A 17,488-nucleotide genomic window follows, 5' to 3' on the forward strand; every position below is an offset into this window, starting at 1 on the left:
CGACCCAACTTTGACATCAGGTGGGTTTTCACACGATTTTTTCTACCGGCGCGGCGCAGTTACACGTCGCCGTAACGAATTCGTTCCCCCAACCAACGGCGAATCAAACCGTTCACCAACGCCGGCTGCTGCATCAGCGGCGGCGCCATTTCACGGATTGGCTCGATCCAGCCCTTGTCCCGTTCAAAGTCTGCCAGCCGGAACTGCATCATACCGGTCTGGCGGGTGCCTAACACTTCTCCTGGCCCGCGTATTTCCAGGTCTTTCTCGGCAATCACAAAACCGTCCTGACTGTCGCGCAGGGCCTGCAAACGCGCCTTGCCATTCAGCGATAATGGTGGATGGTACATCAACACGCAAAAACTGGCCTCTTCGCCCCGGCCAACCCTGCCCCGCAACTGGTGCAACTGCGCCAGGCCCAGGCGCTCCGGATTCTCGATGATAATCAGCGAGGCATTGGGCACATCCACCCCCACTTCAATTACGGTGGTCGCGACCAGAAGGTCGAGCTCGCCGTTCTTGAACTGTTCCATGACCGCTGCTTTTTCGGCCGCCTTGAGGCGACCATGAACAAGCCCCACCTTCAGATCTGGCAGACGTTCCGCCAGCTCCTGCGCAGTCACTTCCGCCGCCTGGCACTGCAGCGCTTCTGACTCCTCAATCAGCGTGCACACCCAGTATGCCTGCCGGCCTTCCTTGCAGGCCTTTCGTACCCTATCGGTCACATCGTCACGCCGGCTGTCGGGAATGGCGATGGTTTCGATAGGCTTGCGGCCGGGGGGCAGCTCATCAATCACCGACGTATCCAGGTCCGCATAGGCGCTCATGGCCAGCGTACGCGGAATCGGGGTCGCTGTCATAATCAACTGGTGTGGCGCCATGGTGCCGCCGACGCCCTTCTCCCGCAGGGCCAGCCGCTGATGCACGCCAAAACGGTGTTGTTCGTCCACAATCACCAGTGCCAGGCGACTGAACGCAACATCTTCCTGGAACAGGGCATGGGTACCTATCACCACGGTGGCTTCGCCACTGCCAACGGCCTCCAGAGTTTCCTTTCGTGCCTTGCCCTTAATCTTTCCCGACAGCCACGCCAACTGGATGCCAAGCGGCTCCAGCCAGCCGCGGAAATTCTGGTAGTGCTGTTCCGCCAGTATTTCCGTGGGCGCCATCAGCGCCACCTGGGCGCCAGCACCAATGGTCTGCAGTGCTGCCAGCGCCGCCACCACGGTTTTACCAGACCCCACGTCTCCCTGCACCAACCGCAACATGGGTACCGGCTGGCTGAGATCCTGGCGGATCTCGGTCATAACCTGTCGCTGTGCCCCGGTAAGGCTGAACGGAAGCAGATCAAGAAAACGTTCCGGCAGATCACCGGTTGGCAGTAACGGCAGCGCTTCCCGGGCCTGAACCTGTTGCCGTACCTGCAAAAGGCTTAGCTGGTGGGCCAGCAGCTCTTCCATAACCAGTCGCTGTTGGGCCGGGTGCCGCCCCTCCATCAACAGATGAACCGGCGCATTGGCCGGCGGCGAATGCACCAGCTCGACCGCTTCGGTGATACCCGGCAACTGGTAACTGGCGAGCAGTTCTTCCGGCAACCAGTCACGGATCGGGTAACGTTTGAGGTAGCCCAGCGCCTGCTGGCACAGAGCGCGCACTCGCGGCTGCTGAATGCCTTCTGTCAGGGGATAAACGGGCGTTAGCGTGGCCTCACCCTGCGCGGGCATCGGCGGCGGATTGACCTGGTATTCAGGGTGGTAGAATTCGTAACCGGCCCGCCCCGGCCGAACTTCGCCGAAACAACGCACCCTCGCGCCTTCCGTGAGTTGGTTCTTCTGGGCGGCATTGAAATGGAAGAAACGCATGACCACGAAGCCACTGTGATCCTTCAGGGTCACCTGCAGGCTTCGGCGCCGGCCCATCACCAGATCGGTTTTCATCACCTCGCCTTCCACCACCCCGACGTCGCCAATGCGCAGGTTGCCCATGGAGACAATGCGTGTGCGATCCTCGTATCGATGGGGAAGATGGAACAGCAAATCCTGCAGCGAACGGATGCCCAGCTTCGACAGCTTGTCGGCCAGGGCATTACCGACGCCCTTCAGGGTGGTAACGGCAATGTCGTCCAGTGACATCATGGCCTGGCTCAGGCGGTTGCGGCCGCAGCCGGGGTTTCAATCTTCGCTTTCTCAATTACCCGACACTGGCTGGCCGCCAGCGACAGCACATCAATCGCCTTTGGTCGTGGGAAAGTGACCCGCCAGGCCAACGCCACCGTGCGATAGGGTACTGGCGCCGCAAAAGGCCTGACCGCAAGTATGCTCTCGTCATACTGCATCGCCGTTGCAGCGGACAAAGGCAAAACGGTGATACCCAAACCAGAGGCGACCATGTGACGTATGGTCTCCAGAGAGCTGCCTTCAGTCACCAGTGACGGCGCCGCAGCACTCGGATTACGGGTGACCGCATCCACCAACGGCGGGCAGGATTCCAGCACCTGGTCACGGAAACAGTGGCCGGGGCCAAGCAGCAGCAACTGTTCCTTCGCCAACTCCTCGGCGGTCAGGCTGTCACGCTTGGTCAGTGGATGACCTCCCGGCAGCAGCACCACGAAAGGCTCGTCGTAGAGCGGCAGGGTAACGACCTCCGGCTCTTCAAACGGCAGTGCGATGATGATGGCGTCCAGTTCTGACTGGCGCAGTTTCTGCCGCAGTGTGGCGGTGTAGTTTTCCTCAATGTAGAGCGGCATGTCAGGCGCCGCGCGGCGCAGCTCCGGCAGCAGGTGTGGGAACAGGTAGGGGCCGATGGTGTAGATGGCACCCACCTTAAGGGGGGCATTGAGCTGGTTCTTGCCATCCTGAGCCATGTCACGGATAACACCCACCTGATCCAGGACCCGTTGGGCCTGGTCGATGATACGCTTGCCCGTTTCGGTGACCCGGATACTGTTTTTGCTACGCTCAAACAAGGGTATACCGAGTTCGTCCTCCAGTTTCTTGACGGCCACACTCAAGGTCGGCTGACTGACATGACAGCGCTCGGCGGCACGGCCAAAATGCCTTTCCCGGGCAAGGGTAACAACGTATCTTAACTCGGTCAGAGTCATGGCGGGCTCCGGTCAGAATTCGTCCAGGTCAGGGATCGTACAAACGTTCCGTTAATTTATTAGCCAAAGCATAAGGATTGATATTGTCTATGGCAATCACTGAGCACCAACAAACGCCAAGAATACTGGTTGCGGGCTGTGGCAAGCTCGGTGGCGCCATTGCCTCTCAGCTTACCGGAACGGCGCAGGTATACGGCCTACGGCGCAGTCCGGACAAGGTCCCGGAGGGCATCCAGGCGCTGGGGGCGGACCTCATGGTGCCGGAGCAGGTGCGTTCAGTACTGCCGGACAACCTCGACATTGTGGTTTATTGCCTCACGCCAGCAAGCTACGACAACGAGGGCTATCACAATGCCTACGTAAAGGGCCTGCGGAACCTGATCGACGCACTGGACGGGCGCCAGCTCACGCGGCTGGTGTTTATCGGTAGCAGCAGTGTCTACGCTCAGGACGACGATTCCTGGGTGGATGAGACCAGCCCAACCGACCCCACCCGATACAGTGGCCAGGCGATACTCGCGGGTGAGAGGGTCGCCCTGGAGAGCGGTAGTCCGGCAACCGTAATCCGTTTCAGTGGCATCTACGGCCCGTCGCGGGCGCGCTTCCTCGATGCCGTGATGAACGGCAACATGAACCCGACCTCTCCCGGCCCCTACAGCAATCGTATCCACGAAGCGGATGCGGCCGCGGCCACCTGCCATATCGTGGAGCGGGCACTCGCCGGCCAACCACTTGAAGACTGCTACCTTGCCAGTGATTGCGAGCCTGTGCGACTGGATGAGGTGGTGGCGTGGGTGCGTGAACAACTACCCTGTGCCAAGCCTGGCCCCGACGCCCGCCAGGGTGGTCGCGCAGGGAGCAAACGCTGCAACAACCAGCGGCTGCTGGACTCTGGTTTCCATTTCCGCTATCCGGACTTCCGGGTGGGCTACCAGGAGATGATTGCCGAAAAAACCCGGTAGGCCTGGCGAGCCCCCTACCATCGAGTAGGAGGGGGAGTTATCTCCCCCGTCCTCTCACACCACCGGGCATACGGTTCCGTACCACGGCGGTTCATGGTCGGCTCTGAAGCCGAGTCATCGTATCCAGCAAGCTTACCAGAGACAGACGGTCGAATACCCTCTTAGGCAGGGCCGCGTTCATATGAGACGCACCGCTGTTCCACCAGGGTCCACGACCATTGGTCGCGCTCCTCCAAGCCCTTATCTCAGTCAAGCCTAGCCGTACCAGGTTGCGGGCCCGCGTGCGGGTCCGCTTCCACTGCTGCCACAGGATCAGGCGAAGCCGCCGTCTTATCCAGCCATCCAGGGCTTCGACCGAACGCTTCGAGGCGGTCAGGCGATAGTAATTTGCCCAGCCTCTCAGCACCGGGTTCAGGTTCCGGATGGTGGTCGTCAACGACTGTCCCCGTGACCGTTTCAGCAGGGGGCGAAGCTTGGCCATGAAGGCCTTCAGGCTTTTGGGCGCGACTCTCAACCGGACCTGACGTTTATGCCAGCTCACGCTGTAACCCAGAAAGCTCCGACGCCAGGGGCGGTCCACGGCGCTTTTCACCGTATTCACCTTCAGGCGCAAGCGCGTTTCCAGGAAGTGGGTAATACTGGCCATCACCCGTTCGCCGGATCTTTTGCTGCTGACGTAAATGTTGCAGTCGTCCGCATAGCGGCAGAACCGGTGTCCCCGCCGCTCCAGCTCCCGATCCAGTTCGGTCAGGAGCACGTTAGAGAGCAAGGGCGACAGGGGGCCGCCTTGCGGCGTGCCTTCCCGTCTCGGGCTGACCAGTCCTCCTTCGAGCATGCCGGCTTGCAGGTAACGCCGGATCAGGGTGAGTATCCGCCGGTCGGCTATGCGACAAGCCAGCAGGCTCATCAGCACATCGTGGTTGACCCGGTCAAAGAACTGGGCCAGATCCAGATCGACCACCCAGCGGTGGCCGTCGTTGATGTGTTGCTGCATCGCCTTGACCGCCTGGTGGGCACTTCGACCGGGGCGGAACCCATAGCTGTGATCCGAGAAGGTCGGTTCCAGCGTCGGGCTCAGCACCTGGTGAAGGGCTTGTTGGATCAGGCGGTCCTGCACCGTTGGGATACCCAGTGTCCGCTCCCCGCCTTGCGGCTTGGGGATACTGACCCGGCGGACCGGTTGAGGATGGTAGTCTCCGGCCAACAGCCGCTCGCGCAGCGTTGGCCAATGCTGTTGCAGGTGGCCCTTCAGGGCCATCACCGGCATCTGATCGACACCGGCGGCACCCTTATTGGATACCACCCGCTGATACGCACGCATCAGGTTCGGGCGCTCAAGCACCTGTTCCATCAGCGTGTTCGGCTCCGCGTTCGTCCACGAGTGAGCCCCCGCGTCTGCCTCGACACGGACTTCAGTCTCTGCCGGATACCGTCCAGCGCCTTCCTGAATGCCCTGCCCCATCCGGGTCGCTTCTGTCTTCATAAGCACACTACGAGAACTCATCGCCTACTAACGGCCAACCATGTTCGGCCCTTCCGTACGCGGTGACGCACCTACTATGGCCTCGGCTGAGTTCTGGCTCCCCATCCCCACCTCTCGCGAAGTGAGTAGCACAGCGGCAGAGAACCAGACTTCCCAGGGTAAGACGCGTGACCTTCACACTTATGCCCGCCGCATTTACGTCCACACCTTCCGTGCAAGTACAGGGCTTTGACGATAGTTGACGCCTTACCCGGTGTGACCGCCTCATATGCGATTTCTGTTCGTCAGGCCAGTGCTTTGCCTGCGGCTTCCTTCAGATTCCATCTCACGATGGACACCCTTGCCGTCCGGCTAGTGGTTCCCCTTGCCGGGTCCACAGGGGACTTGCACCCCCAAGTCATCCGGCCAGCACCACCTGTACCGGAACAGCGCCCGTCAAGGCGCTACGCGCCATGCCTGGCGCACAACGAAAAAGGCGGCCCATGGGCCGCCTTCGGTGTTTGCTTGAACGAGTATCAGCTCAGCACCATCACCGCTTCCATCTCAACCGGGACACCCTTGGGCAACGCCGCGACACCCACGGCGGCACGCGCCGGGTACGGCTCCTGAAAATAGGTGGCCATGATTTCGTTCACCGTCGCAAAGTTGCTCAGATCCGTCATGTAGATGTTGAGCTTAACGATGTCCTTGAGCTCGCCGCCACTGGCCTCGCAGACGGCTTTAAGGTTTTCGAACACCTGGCGGGTCTTGGCGGCGAAATCACCCGCGACCACTTCCATGGTTTCCGGCACCAGCGGAATCTGCCCCGACAGGTACACGGTGTCCCCGGCTTTCACTGCCTGGGAGTATGTGCCGATGGCCTGTGGCGCGTTATCAGTCTGTATTACGGATTTGTTGGTCATGACCTTGGGGTCCTCTTTATCAAAACGCCAATCCTCACCTCTGGGTGGCAGGCGTGTCAACAGGCCAAACGTCGCGGCTCTGGCCCATTGCACCACGGTTGCGTCAGTGCCTTACCCGGTTGATATGGGTGACAGCGCGAATATTCCTGATCCGCCGCATCACCCTGGCAAGATGCCGGCGACCGTTCACATGCACCACAAGGCTGACAATGCCCAGCTTGGCGTTCTGCTCTTCCACGTTGATGCGCTCGATATTGCCATCCGCCATGGCAACCGCGTTGGCAAGCTCTGCAATGACCCCACGCTGGCGTTCAAGCTCCACTCGAAGTTCAACGGAGAACTCGTTGGCAATGTCCTTGGCCCACTTCAAATGAGTGAGGCGCGCCCTGCCTTCATCGTCCTCTGGCAACCGTGAGCAGGTATCCGAGTGGATCACCATGCCATTGCCAGAGTCCATGGCACCGACCACCGGGTCACCTGGAATCGGCTTGCAACAGCTGGCAAACCGAACCAGCAAGCCTTCGGTGCCACGAATGGTAACCGGGCTGTTATCGGCCTTGTCCATGATTGTCGCGGATGCCACGTCCGATGCCTCATCGTCTGTACTGCCGCTGACCAACTGGCGCGCCACGAGATAAGCCATGCGATTGCCCAGACCAATATCGCTGACCAGATCCTCGAAACTGTCCACCTGGTTGTGGCGGACCACCGCCTGGATCTGATGCTCGTTGATCTCGGACAGGCTGGTACCAAACCCTTTGAGGGATTTCTTCAACAGGGTTTTGCCCAGGTCCAGGGATTCGGCACGCTTCTGGTTCTTGAGCACATGACGAATACTGCTGCGAGCCTTACCGGTTACCACGAAACTGAGCCAGGCGGGATTAGGCCGTGCTCCGGGTGCGGTAATGATTTCAACGGTCTGGCCACTTTGCAGCGGCTGGCTCAGGGATCCGAGGTTGCGGTTGATACGGCAGGCCACGCAGGCATTACCGATGTCCGTATGGATGGCGTAAGCAAAGTCGACGGGGGTCGCTCCGCTGGGCAATTCCATGATTTTGCCCTTGGGCGTGAACACGTAGATCTCGTCCGGGAACAGGTCGACTTTCACGTGTTCGATGAATTCCAGGGAATCGTCCGCGCGCTCACGCATCTCCATCAGGCCCTTCACCCAACGGTCCACCCGTGTCTGGTTGACGCTGGTCACACTGGAGGGCTCGTTCTTGTACATCCAGTGGGCCGCAATACCGTTGTTGGCGATGTGCTCCATTTCCTCGGTGCGGATCTGGATTTCAATATTCACATGCATGCCGAACAGAGTGGTGTGCAGGGACTGATAGCCATTGGCCTTGGGCATGGCAATGTAGTCCTTGAAACGGCCCGGCAGCGGCTTGTAGAGGCTGTGTACGGCGCCGAGGATGCGATAGCAGTCGTCCTCGGTGTCGGTGATGATGCGGAACGCGTACACATCCATGATTTCGTGGAAGGATTTCTGCTTGAACTTCATCTTGTTGTAGATGCTGTTCAAATGCTTTTCCCGGCCCAGGATGCGGCCGGGCAGGCTTCGCTCTTCCAGTTTCTCCTGCAATTTGCCACGGATATCGTCAATGATTTCCCGGTGGCTGCCCCGAAGCTTTGCGACCGCCTTGGAAATGTACTTTGACCGCATCGGGTACAGTGAAGAGAACCCCAGATCTTCCAGTTCGGTGCAAATGGAGTGCATACCCAGGCGATTGGCAATCGGGGCGTAGATATCCAGGGTTTCGTTGGCGATGCGCTGGCGCTTCTCATAAGGCATCGGGCCCAGGGTGCGCATGTTGTGCAGGCGGTCCGCCAGTTTGACCAGGATCACGCGGATATCCCGTGCCATGGCAAGCGTCATTTTCTGGAAGTTTTCGGCCTGGGCCTCGGCGCGGGAACGGAACTCAATCTGAGTGAGCTTGCTGACGCCGTCTACGAGTTCAGCCACATCCTCGCCAAACTGCTCCGACAGCGCATCCTTGGGGATGCCGGTATCTTCGATGACATCGTGGAGCATGGCCGCCATCAGGCTCTGGTGATCCAGTTTCAGGCCAGCAAGGATTCGAGCAACCGCCAGGGGATGGGTAATATAGCGATCGCCGCTTTTGCGCATCTGCCCTTCGTGGGCCTGTTCGGCATAATAGTAGGCTCTTCGCACCTGATTGATGCGATTGGTGTCAAGATACGTGCTGAGTTCATTGGCCAGCACATCAACCGTTGCCTCTGCCGACACCGCGCCTCCGTGGGGATCATAAATGCCAGGGATAAAAAAACCCGAATGCAAGCATTCGGGTCCTTCCGACGTTCTTCCAGTCATGCCTATAGATACACTATAAAACCGCAAGAACAGATTTCAATGCTTTGGACGGGTAACCAGAAAATATTCCCGTCTTCGGCCACATTCAACCTTATTCGTCGTCATCCTCAGTGAGGAGATCGCGGGAGATCTTGCCTTCCGCGATTTCACGCAGGGCGATAACGGTAGGCTTGTCGTTCTCTTCGGCGACCAGCGGCTCGAAACCTTTGGTTGCGATCTGGCGGGCACGCTTGGTGGCCAGCATAACCAGCTGGAAGCGGTTATCAACGTGTTCAAGGCAATCTTCAACGGTAACTCGTGCCATAACTTCCCCGACAATAGCAAAATGACTGATTTCAGCAGACCGCGTAGTTTACTGCGGCCGGTTCAATTTGTATACAGGCAATGTGCGCCGATCAATGGCGCTCGGACAGTCTGACCAATAGCCCGGAATGCCTGACCTGCTGGGCCTGCATGCGCAGACGATGGCAACGAACAATCGCCAGCAGGTCGTCCAGCGCAGTGTCGAAATCATCGTTAACCACCAGATAATCGAATTCCACCGCGTGGCTGCATTCATCCGCCGCCTCATTGAGGCGACGCGCCACCACCTCCGGTGCGTCTGTGCCCCGGCCAGTCAGGCGGTCTTTCAAGGCCTCCGGAGACGGTGGCACGATGAAGATGCTGACACAGTCTGGCATCAGGTGGCGGACCTGCTCCGCACCCTGCCAATCAATTTCCAGGATTACATCCTGACCCGTGGCCAGTGTTTGCTTCACCCAGACCTGGGAGGTGCCGTAGTAGTTCCCGAAGACATCCGCATGCTCCAGGAAGTCGCCCCGGCTGATCATCGCCTCGAAGGCCTCCCGGGTGACAAAGTGGTAGTTGACGCCATCCTGCTCCCCCTTCCGCATAGGCCGGGTTGTATGGGACACGGAAACACCCAGCTTTTCGTCCTGCTTCAGCATTTGAGCCACCAGGCTGGTCTTACCGGCTCCCGAGGGGGCGGAAATCACATACAGCGTGCCTTGTTCTGATTCCTGGCTCATGGGACTAACAACTCCGGGCATTGACGGGCTTTCAGTTGGCGCGGAACAACCCCGGCGCCACCACAATAACGAGGGCGGAATTATACGGCGTTTGCGCCGCCCCCGCATCCAAGTGAGGTTACTCCAGGTTCTGGACCTGCTCCCGCATTTGCTCTATCAACACTTTCAGGTCAACCGCTGCCCTTGTCACCCGGGCATCGATGCTTTTGCTGCTGAGCGTATTGGCCTCGCGGTTGAGCTCCTGCATCAGGAAATCCAAACGGCGACCGATGGCATCGTCGGACTGCAGAGTGTCCGACACCTCGGTGATATGGGCTTCCAAGCGATCCAGCTCTTCGGCGACATCGCTTTTCTGGGCCAGCATCACCATTTCCTGGGCCACGCGATCCGGGTCAAGCTCCACCTTCGCCTGCTCAAAGCGGTTTTTCAGATGCTCTTCCTGGGCACGAATCAGTTCCGGCATTCGCTCCCGAACCTCAGTCACCCGCTCACCCATGGTGGTGAGCCTGTCTTCAAACAGCGGCCGCAGGCGTTCACCTTCCCGCTCCCTGACCGTCACCAATTCACTCACAGTACGCTCGAATAGTTCGCCAGCCGCTTTCCTGGCGGGGCCAAAATCCTGTTCAGTGGAGGCCAGCACTCCCGGCCAACGGAGTATATCCAGTGCGCTAATGTGGGCCGGGTTGTCCAGCATCCTGTTGATGTGGTTGGCCGCCTCATTGACAGCGTTTGCCACATCTTCGTCGATCTCGAAGCCCTGGGTTGCCGATTCATTGGCCTGAAGACGAATGGCCACGTCTACCTTGCCGCGCCGCAATTGCTTGCGCAGTTGCTCACGGAAACTGTTCTCCAGCTCCCGGAGCGCTTCGGGCAAGCGAAAGGACGGCTCCAGGTACCGGTGGTTAACCGTGCGAATTTCACAGGTGAGCGTTCCCCAGTCTTCCTGGGTATCCTGGCGGGCGAAGGCCGTCATACTTCTGATCATGGTGACTCCACGTTTGCGAAGAAGCAGGTTTCAAGTTTAGCAGGCTGGCCGCCCCAACATCGAACAGACGCCGCAGACTGCGTGTTATACTCCGCAATCTTTCGACTTTGCAATCGACCGGGGATTCTCCCCGGACACTCACCACTGATACCAGGAACGATTATGAGACCGAGCGGAAGAACGCCGGAACAATCACGAGACATTCGCATCACCCGTCAATACACCCGCCACGCCGAGGGTTCCGTGCTGGTGGAATTTGGCGACACCAAGGTGATCTGCACCGCCTCTGTTGAAAACAAGGTCCCCCCTTTCCTGCGGGGCGAAGGCAAAGGCTGGATTACGGCCGAGTATGGCATGCTACCCCGTTCCACCGGCAGCCGCATGGGGCGGGAAGCTGCCCGCGGCAAGCAGGGCGGCCGCACCGTGGAAATCCAGCGCCTGATCGGCCGTTCCCTGCGCGCAGCGGTTGACCTGAGCGCCTTGGGCGAGCATTCCATCACCATCGACTGCGATGTCATCCAGGCCGACGGTGGCACCCGCACCGCTGCGATTACCGGTGGCTGCGTGGCGCTTGTGGATGCGCTGAACCATCTGGTGAAAGAAGGCCGGCTGAAAAAATCGCCGCTGAAGCAGATGATTGCAGCGTTTTCTGTGGGCGTTTACAAAGGCACACCGGTATTGGACCTGGATTACCCGGAGGATTCCGAGGCCGAAACCGACATGAACGTGATCATGACGGATCAGGGTGGTTTCATTGAAATTCAGGGGACGGCCGAGGGCGCGCCGTTTGAACAGGAAGAGCTGGACGGCATGTTGAAGCTGGCCAAGCTGGGTATTGGACAGCTGTTTGAGGCACAGAAAGCGGCTTTGGCTCAGTAGCCGTTAACTCCGAGGTTCGGCGGGCTTGGGAAGATGGGCCTTCCCGGACCGTCTCCGGCCAGGGACGGCCGGAGTCGAGCGCACAGGGATGTGCTTGTAGCGTGTCCGGGAAGGCCCATCTTCCCGAGACCGCTTACTCCAATCCTAGAAACCGATTCCGATGTCGTAATCCATGATCACCGGCGCGTGATCGGAGAAACGGGTACTGTCGTCAATCCAGCCATCCTGAATGGTCTTGCGGATACCCGGCGTCAGTAGCTGATAGTCCACCCGGATACCTGCGCTCTTGCGGGACCCTTCAGCCTGCTCTGGCCACCAGGTATACTGGTTGCTCTGCTTGTTGATATCGCGGAATGCATCAACACAGCCCATTTCATCAAACAAACGGTCCAGCCATGCCCGCTCATGGGGCAGGAAGCCGGAAAAATCCAGTTTGTGGTACAGCGGGCTGGCGTCAGTTACGTGATGGGCGGTTTGCAGGTTGGCGCAGAAAATAAACTGACGGCGCTTGCGCAGGGTTTTCTGCATATGGAGGCCAAAGGCTTCCATGAAGTCGTCCTTGTGATCCAGAACCGTCAGGTCGTCCTCGCCAATCAATTCTTCTTCGCGGCCAAGTGCGCAGGGAGAGAGAACGCAGGCGACAGATACCTTGTCAAAATCCGCCTGAATGAAACGGCCTTCGCGATCTGCCTGCTCATTGGCGAAACCGTACATAATGGCCTTCGGGAAATGGCGGGTATAGATACCAACGCCCCCATCCTCGTTACGCTCGCCATCAATAAAGTAGGCCTCATAGCCGTCCGGGATCAGGTTGAAATCCTCGACCTCGTAAGCCCGCATGCGGTGGTCCTGAACGCAAACCACGTCAGCGTCCTGCCTGGCCAGCCATTCAAAGAAGCCTTTTTCAACAGCCTGGGCCAGACCGTTGACGCTGATTGTTACTACCCGCATACGTGTTCCCTGATTCGGTTTGTGTGTATGATACCGGTTTTACGCGTTAATTAAAGATCCAAACCCGCCAGAAGCCTTGTCATGCACGACTATCAGCAACAGTTCATTGAGTTCGCCATCCGCCGCAACGTGCTCCGTTTCGGAGAGTTTACGCTTAAATCCGGCCGCACCAGCCCCTATTTCTTCAATGCGGGGCTGTTCAATACCGGGGAGGATCTGCTTGAGTTAAGCAAGGCCTATGCCGCAGCACTCCAGCGTAGTGGGCTGGATTATGACATTATTTTCGGGCCTGCCTATAAGGGCATACCGTTGGCGACGGTCACCGCCATGGCCCTGGCCGCCGAGGGTAACAACAAACCATTCGCCTTCAACCGAAAAGAAAAGAAGGATCACGGCGAGGGTGGCAATATCGTGGGCGCCCCCCTGGAAGGCAAGGTTCTGATTGTTGATGACGTTATTACCGCTGGCACGGCTATCCGGGAATCCATGGAGCTGATCCGCACCTCAGGGGCGGAGCCCGCAGGCGTACTCATTGCCCTGGATCGCCAGGAGCGAGGCGCTGGCGAACTCTCCGCCATCCAGGAAGTCAAAGAGGAGTTCGGCATTCCTGTGGTCAGTATTATCAAGCTTGAGCAGGTGCTTGCCTACCTGCAAAGCAGGCCCGGCTTTTCAGAACATGCTGACAAAGTCGCCGCATATCGGGACGAGTACGGAGTCTGAATCCGGGCATGGTTTATCGTTCAGCTTTTGGTATGCTTCCTGACATACATTGTTTCAAGCGGAGCGCCAGTCTCTCACCATGAATCGTCTGACCAGGTTTTCAATCGCTGTATCTGCTGCGGCTGCGCTGATGTCTGCCTCTATCGTAGAGGCAAGGATGTATCGTTATACCGATGAAAACGGTCAGATTGTCATCAGCAGTACCATCCCCCAGGAAGCATCCAGACGGGGCTACGACATTCTCAGCAAGAACGGTCGGGTAATTGAAACGATCGATCCGGAACCCACCGAAGAGGAAATTGCCGCCAGGGAAGCCGAGGAAAAACGCCAGGCCGAAGCGGAACGACAGCGGGAGCTCGATCGCAAGCTTCTGGAGCGCTACAGCCACCCAGACGAAGCCGTGCGCGCCATGCACCGCAAGATACGTGAGCTGCAGGGGCTGAATCAGCTCAAGCGAGGCAACATTTCGGTGATCGTCAGCCAACTGGACAGCGAACAGAGCCGGGCTGCAGACCTGGAGCGATCCGGTCGCGACATCCCCGAAGCGACACTGGAAAAAATACGGCGACTGGAAGCCCAGATTCGTGACATCGAACGGGAAATCAACTCGCAGAACGCCAATATAAAAGCCCTGCGGGAACGTTTCGAAGCCGATATCGAACGGCTGGAAGAGATTACAGGCGAGGAAAGAACGCTTCCGCTGGACCCGGACGACCTGGAAGAATAATAAACCACACGACTCGAACAATCAGGCACAAAAAAGGTCACCTCACGGTGACCTCAGATTGCTGACAAACCCTCGCCATTTTGGCGGGGGTTTGCTGTAATTGGGGTATCGACTTTTCAGAGGCTGCCCCATGCTCAAAGAGCCGTCCCCGCAACAACACGAACTCGAGATGGTCAGTCTCGAATCGTTGGTCCCCGACAACCACCTTCTTCGCAACATTGATCAGTACATCGATTTCGAATTTATCCGTGACCGGGTTCGACACCTGTACTGCTCCAATAACGGTCGTCCGGCACTGGATCCGGTGGTGCTGTTCAAGATGCTGTTTCTCGGCTATCTGTTCGGCATTCGCAGTGAGCGGCAGCTGGTGCGGGAGATACAGGTCAACGTGGCCTATCGCTGGTTCTTACGCTTCAACCTGACAGACAAGATTCCGGATGCTTCCACCCTGAGCCAGAACCGCCGGCGGCGGTTCCAGGACAGCCGCATCTATCAGGAGATTTTCGATGAGATCGTGCTCCAGGCGATGGGCTATGACCTGGTGGGTGGCGAAGTGCTTTACACTGATAGCACGCACCTCAAGGCCAATGCCAACAAGAACAAGTACGACCTGAAACAGGCAGAGGAGAAGGTGGCGGCCTACCTGGACAGCCTAGAAGATGCCATTGAGGGCGATCGCAAAGCTCAGGGTAAAAAGCCTTTGAAATCGAAGCTGTCCGAGCAGCCACCGAAGACCAAAGACACCAAGATCAGCCGTACCGATCCGGACAGTGGCTATATGGTTCGGGAAGGTAAGCCCAAGGGGTTCTTCTACCTGGACCACCGAACCGTTGATGGTCGCAACGCCATCATCACGGACAGTTACGCCACGCCAGCCAACCTGCATGACAGCCGCCCTTATCTGGACAGACTGGATCGCCAATGTGAGCGCTTTGGCTTCGATGTCTGGGGCGTGGGGTTGGATGCGGGCTACTACACCGCCGGCATCTGTAAGGGGCTGGAAGACCGGGGCCTTTACGGGGTGATGGGCTACCGGCGGCCGAACAAGCCCAAGGGCTACCTTCCAAAACGGGCCTTCACTTACGACCCCGAGACCAACAGCTATCGCTGTCCGCAAGGCCAGCAACTGATCTACGCCACCACCAATCGCCTTGGCTACCGGGAGTACAAATCCAACCCCACGAACTGCAAAGACTGCCCGCTGCTGAGTCAATGCACGCGCAGCGCCAACCACGTCAAAGTACTGACCCGGCATGTCTGGCAGGACAGCAAGGACCGAACGGACAGCTACCGGTTAACCCCGTGGGGCAAGGCACTCTACAAACGACGACAGGAAACCGTGGAGCGGTCGTTCGCCGATGCCAAGCAGTTGCATGGTCACCGTTACGCTCGCTTGCGAGGGCTCTCGAAGGTGCGTGAGCAATGCCTGTTGGCCGCTGCTGCCCAGAATATGAAGAAGATCGCGCAGATCCTGGCGCGTCTTTTATGGCTCAAATCCTTTGGGATGCCGGACTTGCAGGGCCAAATTCGGAAATGGGCCCGGAAAATGGCTTGTCTGGCGTATTGGCAATCCGATCGGGAATATTGGGCTCAATCCATCGCCAATTGAATTTAAAACACCCAAATGCAACGAACCCCGGAAAACCGGGGTTCGTCAGCAATCTGAGGTCACCTCACGGTGACCTTCACCTCACGGTGACCTTTTTTTATGCTTCAAAGAACTCCGGTTGCCGTTCAGGCAGTAGCGGGGCTCTTCTTGGCAGTGCTGGTGCTTTTGCGAGCTGTGGTTTTGCGTGCAGCCGGCTTCTTGGCCTGCGCAGTAGCCTTGGTTGACTGGGCGACGCTGGTCACTTCGTCCGCTGCGTCGGCAACGGTATCTGCACCTTCAGCCGCTTCTTTTTCCAGCTTGGCAACCAGGTCAGCCGCAAAGCTGCCGAAACGGGTGTTCAGGCTGCGCAGTTGCTCGAACAGGTTTTCACTGTAGCCATAGTAACGAGTGCGCAGGGTCTTTACGCTGTACTCGCGGGCTTCGGTTTCCAGCTTTTCAGCGTACTCGAACGGCTTGGAAGCCAGCTTCTTCTGCTGCTCTTCAGCTGCGTTGATGCCCTTCTCTACGATGTCCTGAAGCTGTTCCTGATAGGTCTTGAGTTTACCCATGATGAATCTCCTAAGATTGTGGATGCGTGGTTTGAAAATCTGCATCGTTATCGCCGGCAAACCGATGCCGACTTCTGATCACATGTCGAAGGTTACGGTCAAAAATTAGAATGTTCATACTAAAACCACCCCCTATTCGCCATCTGTCAACGGGGGAACAGGATCGTCTCGGAATTTACGGATAGTTCACTTGATGATTTTTTAAAGATTCGGCATGCTCTGCGCCTTGAAATGAGAAAGCCCGTCTCCCCGTTTTATTCAGGCCTCGCTTCTGACGTATCCCATTACAGTAACAACAGCACCAATAACACGCTGACAAACGGATTGCGAGAAACACCATGCCAGGTATAAGACTCAGCCAGAACGCTGCGGGCCATCGGCAGCTTTGGAAAATGGTCGTTGCCGGAATGGCGCTGGCCATCATGGCCGGATGCCAGGAAGACTCCGGGGCATCAAGGGCCGCTTCAAGCCAAGCCAACGAAGCATCTGAACAAAGGCTGGGAGATGCCGTTTCGTCCATTCGGGACACCCTCGGGCAGCCTGAACCGGTACAGGAAGAGACATCCAACACTGGAGTTCCGGCCGACGAGGAGTCGATCACCCCTCCCACACTACGCTGGGACGCTCCGCTCACCCGGGAAGACGGCTCACGCCTCTATGCCAGCGACATCAGCGGCTATCGCATTTATTATCGCCTGCGGCACAGAGACAGTTTCGAGGTCATATCACTTTCCGGTGACGAAGACACTCGCTACCAGCTTGAGGATTTTCCGCCGGGTGCCTATGAGTTCAGCGTTACCGCCCTCGACGACAGCGGGCTGGAAAGCAAGCGCTCCGACGCAGTTACCGTCGACCTGATCTGAGTAGCATCCGAGAAATTTACCACCTGAAGATGACCCAACTGGGCACCAGCATGTCGGTCTCGCTCTCACGAATCCAGCCACCACCATCTGCTGGCACGAGGTAGTATTCGGGACCGACTTCCGGCACTACTTTGATTTCCACCAATTGACCATTCACCCGGTATTCGTAGAACACCTCGTTCTCACCCGGGCGAATCACGATCTGCGCCCCGTCAGCGGATGGCTGATAATCAGACACCACCAGGGGCTCCCTGGGTGTCTGTACAACATCGACATCCTCCTGGGCCATTGAAGGCCCGCAGAGCACACCCAACACAAGACCCGAGCAAGCGATACGTTTCATTTTCATGGTACTCTTCGGTTCTGTTTAGAGACGTGCATAATCACGCTGAC

Annotated in this window: 17 protein-coding genes; 6 read left to right on the plus strand and 11 right to left on the minus strand. The window is 58.1% G+C overall.

All coding sequences use genetic code 11. The features are described from left to right. Window positions 1–59 precede the first annotated feature (59 nt). Window positions 60–2,135: an ATP-dependent DNA helicase RecG gene (gene recG, locus SIC19_RS06885; RefSeq protein WP_075195721.1), complete on the minus strand. Its 2,076-nt coding sequence runs from the start codon at window positions 2,133–2,135 to the stop codon at window positions 60–62. 8 nt (window positions 2,136–2,143) lie between these two features. Continuing rightward, complete coding sequence (locus tag SIC19_RS06890; RefSeq protein ID WP_041332640.1) at window positions 2,144–3,103, minus strand: hydrogen peroxide-inducible genes activator; 960 nt, start codon at window positions 3,101–3,103, stop codon at window positions 2,144–2,146. 89 nt (window positions 3,104–3,192) lie between these two features. Here SIC19_RS06890 and SIC19_RS06895 point away from each other — a divergent pair, with 89 nt between their 5' ends. After that, window positions 3,193–4,065, plus strand: a complete 873-nt coding sequence (locus tag SIC19_RS06895; protein WP_075195722.1) for an NAD-dependent epimerase/dehydratase family protein — start codon at window positions 3,193–3,195, stop codon at window positions 4,063–4,065. Window positions 4,066–4,156: 91 nt separating this feature from the next. On the opposite strand, the gene ltrA is transcribed toward SIC19_RS06895, so the two are convergent. From ltrA to SIC19_RS06925, 6 genes are all read right to left on the minus strand, one after another. Further along, complete coding sequence (ltrA, locus tag SIC19_RS06900) at window positions 4,157–5,548, minus strand: group II intron reverse transcriptase/maturase (protein ID WP_412535594.1); 1,392 nt, start codon at window positions 5,546–5,548, stop codon at window positions 4,157–4,159. Window positions 5,549–6,063: 515 nt separating this feature from the next. Then, complete coding sequence (locus SIC19_RS06905) at window positions 6,064–6,450, minus strand: RidA family protein (RefSeq protein ID WP_036205609.1); 387 nt, start codon at window positions 6,448–6,450, stop codon at window positions 6,064–6,066. Window positions 6,451–6,553: 103 nt separating this feature from the next. Then, window positions 6,554–8,701, minus strand: coding sequence for a RelA/SpoT family protein (locus SIC19_RS06910; RefSeq protein WP_091642245.1), 2,148 nt, complete (start codon window positions 8,699–8,701; stop codon window positions 6,554–6,556). A gap of 175 nt (window positions 8,702–8,876) precedes the next feature. Further along, complete coding sequence (gene rpoZ, locus SIC19_RS06915; protein WP_036203173.1) at window positions 8,877–9,089, minus strand: DNA-directed RNA polymerase subunit omega; 213 nt, start codon at window positions 9,087–9,089, stop codon at window positions 8,877–8,879. Between the two features lie 91 nt (window positions 9,090–9,180). Then, window positions 9,181–9,813 carry a guanylate kinase gene (gene gmk, locus SIC19_RS06920; protein ID WP_036203170.1) on the minus strand — a complete coding sequence of 211 codons (633 nt, stop codon included), beginning with the start codon at window positions 9,811–9,813 and terminating at the stop codon, window positions 9,181–9,183. A 118-nt stretch (window positions 9,814–9,931) separates the two neighbouring features. Further along, window positions 9,932–10,798, minus strand: a complete 867-nt coding sequence (locus SIC19_RS06925; protein ID WP_036203167.1) for a YicC/YloC family endoribonuclease — start codon at window positions 10,796–10,798, stop codon at window positions 9,932–9,934. 162 nt (window positions 10,799–10,960) lie between these two features. Between SIC19_RS06925 and rph the strand changes: the two genes are divergently transcribed. Further along, a complete protein-coding gene (rph, locus tag SIC19_RS06930) occupies window positions 10,961–11,677 on the plus strand; it encodes a ribonuclease PH (protein WP_127402121.1) in 717 nt (238 codons plus the stop codon). A 144-nt stretch (window positions 11,678–11,821) separates the two neighbouring features. Here rph and SIC19_RS06935 read toward each other — a convergent pair whose 3' ends face one another. Beyond that, window positions 11,822–12,628, minus strand: coding sequence for an exodeoxyribonuclease III (locus tag SIC19_RS06935; protein WP_036203162.1), 807 nt, complete (start codon window positions 12,626–12,628; stop codon window positions 11,822–11,824). Between the two features lie 81 nt (window positions 12,629–12,709). On the opposite strand from SIC19_RS06935, the gene pyrE reads away from it, so the two are divergent. The 3 genes from pyrE to SIC19_RS06950 all read left to right on the plus strand — a co-directional run bounded on the left by pyrE (window position 12,710) and on the right by SIC19_RS06950 (window position 15,684). Continuing rightward, complete coding sequence (gene pyrE, locus SIC19_RS06940) at window positions 12,710–13,348, plus strand: orotate phosphoribosyltransferase (RefSeq protein ID WP_075195032.1); 639 nt, start codon at window positions 12,710–12,712, stop codon at window positions 13,346–13,348. Between the two features lie 79 nt (window positions 13,349–13,427). Continuing rightward, window positions 13,428–14,075, plus strand: coding sequence for a DUF4124 domain-containing protein (locus SIC19_RS06945; RefSeq protein ID WP_036203157.1), 648 nt, complete (start codon window positions 13,428–13,430; stop codon window positions 14,073–14,075). A 130-nt stretch (window positions 14,076–14,205) separates the two neighbouring features. Then, entirely contained in the window at window positions 14,206–15,684 is a 1,479-nt protein-coding gene (locus SIC19_RS06950; RefSeq protein WP_091644695.1) for an IS1182 family transposase, read from the plus strand. Window positions 15,685–15,809: 125 nt separating this feature from the next. Here SIC19_RS06950 and SIC19_RS06955 read toward each other — a convergent pair whose 3' ends face one another. Beyond that, a complete protein-coding gene (locus SIC19_RS06955) occupies window positions 15,810–16,232 on the minus strand; it encodes a hypothetical protein (RefSeq protein ID WP_075195031.1) in 423 nt (140 codons plus the stop codon). A gap of 338 nt (window positions 16,233–16,570) precedes the next feature. On the opposite strand from SIC19_RS06955, the gene SIC19_RS06960 reads away from it, so the two are divergent. Then, on the plus strand, window positions 16,571–17,095 hold the full coding sequence (locus SIC19_RS06960) for a fibronectin type III domain-containing protein (protein WP_127402122.1): 525 nt from the start codon (window positions 16,571–16,573) through the stop codon (window positions 17,093–17,095). 16 nt (window positions 17,096–17,111) lie between these two features. On the opposite strand, the gene SIC19_RS06965 is transcribed toward SIC19_RS06960, so the two are convergent. Continuing rightward, window positions 17,112–17,438 (minus strand): DUF2782 domain-containing protein, encoded by a 327-nt coding sequence (locus SIC19_RS06965; RefSeq protein WP_036205605.1) that lies wholly within the window; start codon window positions 17,436–17,438, stop codon window positions 17,112–17,114. Between the last annotated feature and the right edge of the window lie 50 nt (window positions 17,439–17,488).

The organism is Marinobacter sp. MIT930201 (assembly GCF_047122665.1).
GTDB lineage: Bacteria > Pseudomonadota > Gammaproteobacteria > Pseudomonadales > Oleiphilaceae > Marinobacter > Marinobacter salarius.

Bases quoted from the DNA above. Each gene is read 5' to 3' on its own strand.
- SIC19_RS06895 (WP_075195722.1), top strand. From the start codon at position 3,193: ATGGCAATCACTGAGCACCAACAAACGCCAAGAATACTGGTTGCGGGC.
- SIC19_RS06905 (WP_036205609.1), bottom strand. From the start codon at position 6,450: ATGACCAACAAATCCGTAATACAGACTGATAACGCGCCACAGGCCATC.
- SIC19_RS06955 (WP_075195031.1), bottom strand. From the start codon at position 16,232: ATGGGTAAACTCAAGACCTATCAGGAACAGCTTCAGGACATCGTAGAG.
- gmk (WP_036203170.1), bottom strand. From the start codon at position 9,813: ATGAGCCAGGAATCAGAACAAGGCACGCTGTATGTGATTTCCGCCCCC.
- rph (WP_127402121.1), top strand. From the start codon at position 10,961: ATGAGACCGAGCGGAAGAACGCCGGAACAATCACGAGACATTCGCATC.
- SIC19_RS06965 (WP_036205605.1), bottom strand. From the start codon at position 17,438: ATGAAACGTATCGCTTGCTCGGGTCTTGTGTTGGGTGTGCTCTGCGGG.
- pyrE (WP_075195032.1), top strand. From the start codon at position 12,710: ATGCACGACTATCAGCAACAGTTCATTGAGTTCGCCATCCGCCGCAAC.
- SIC19_RS06945 (WP_036203157.1), top strand. From the start codon at position 13,428: ATGAATCGTCTGACCAGGTTTTCAATCGCTGTATCTGCTGCGGCTGCG.
- SIC19_RS06950 (WP_091644695.1), top strand. From the start codon at position 14,206: ATGCTCAAAGAGCCGTCCCCGCAACAACACGAACTCGAGATGGTCAGT.
- ltrA (WP_412535594.1), bottom strand. From the start codon at position 5,548: ATGAAGACAGAAGCGACCCGGATGGGGCAGGGCATTCAGGAAGGCGCT.
- SIC19_RS06925 (WP_036203167.1), bottom strand. From the start codon at position 10,798: ATGATCAGAAGTATGACGGCCTTCGCCCGCCAGGATACCCAGGAAGAC.
- SIC19_RS06890 (WP_041332640.1), bottom strand. From the start codon at position 3,103: ATGACTCTGACCGAGTTAAGATACGTTGTTACCCTTGCCCGGGAAAGG.
- SIC19_RS06935 (WP_036203162.1), bottom strand. From the start codon at position 12,628: ATGCGGGTAGTAACAATCAGCGTCAACGGTCTGGCCCAGGCTGTTGAA.
- recG (WP_075195721.1), bottom strand. From the start codon at position 2,135: ATGATGTCACTGGACGACATTGCCGTTACCACCCTGAAGGGCGTCGGT.
- rpoZ (WP_036203173.1), bottom strand. From the start codon at position 9,089: ATGGCACGAGTTACCGTTGAAGATTGCCTTGAACACGTTGATAACCGC.
- SIC19_RS06960 (WP_127402122.1), top strand. From the start codon at position 16,571: ATGCCAGGTATAAGACTCAGCCAGAACGCTGCGGGCCATCGGCAGCTT.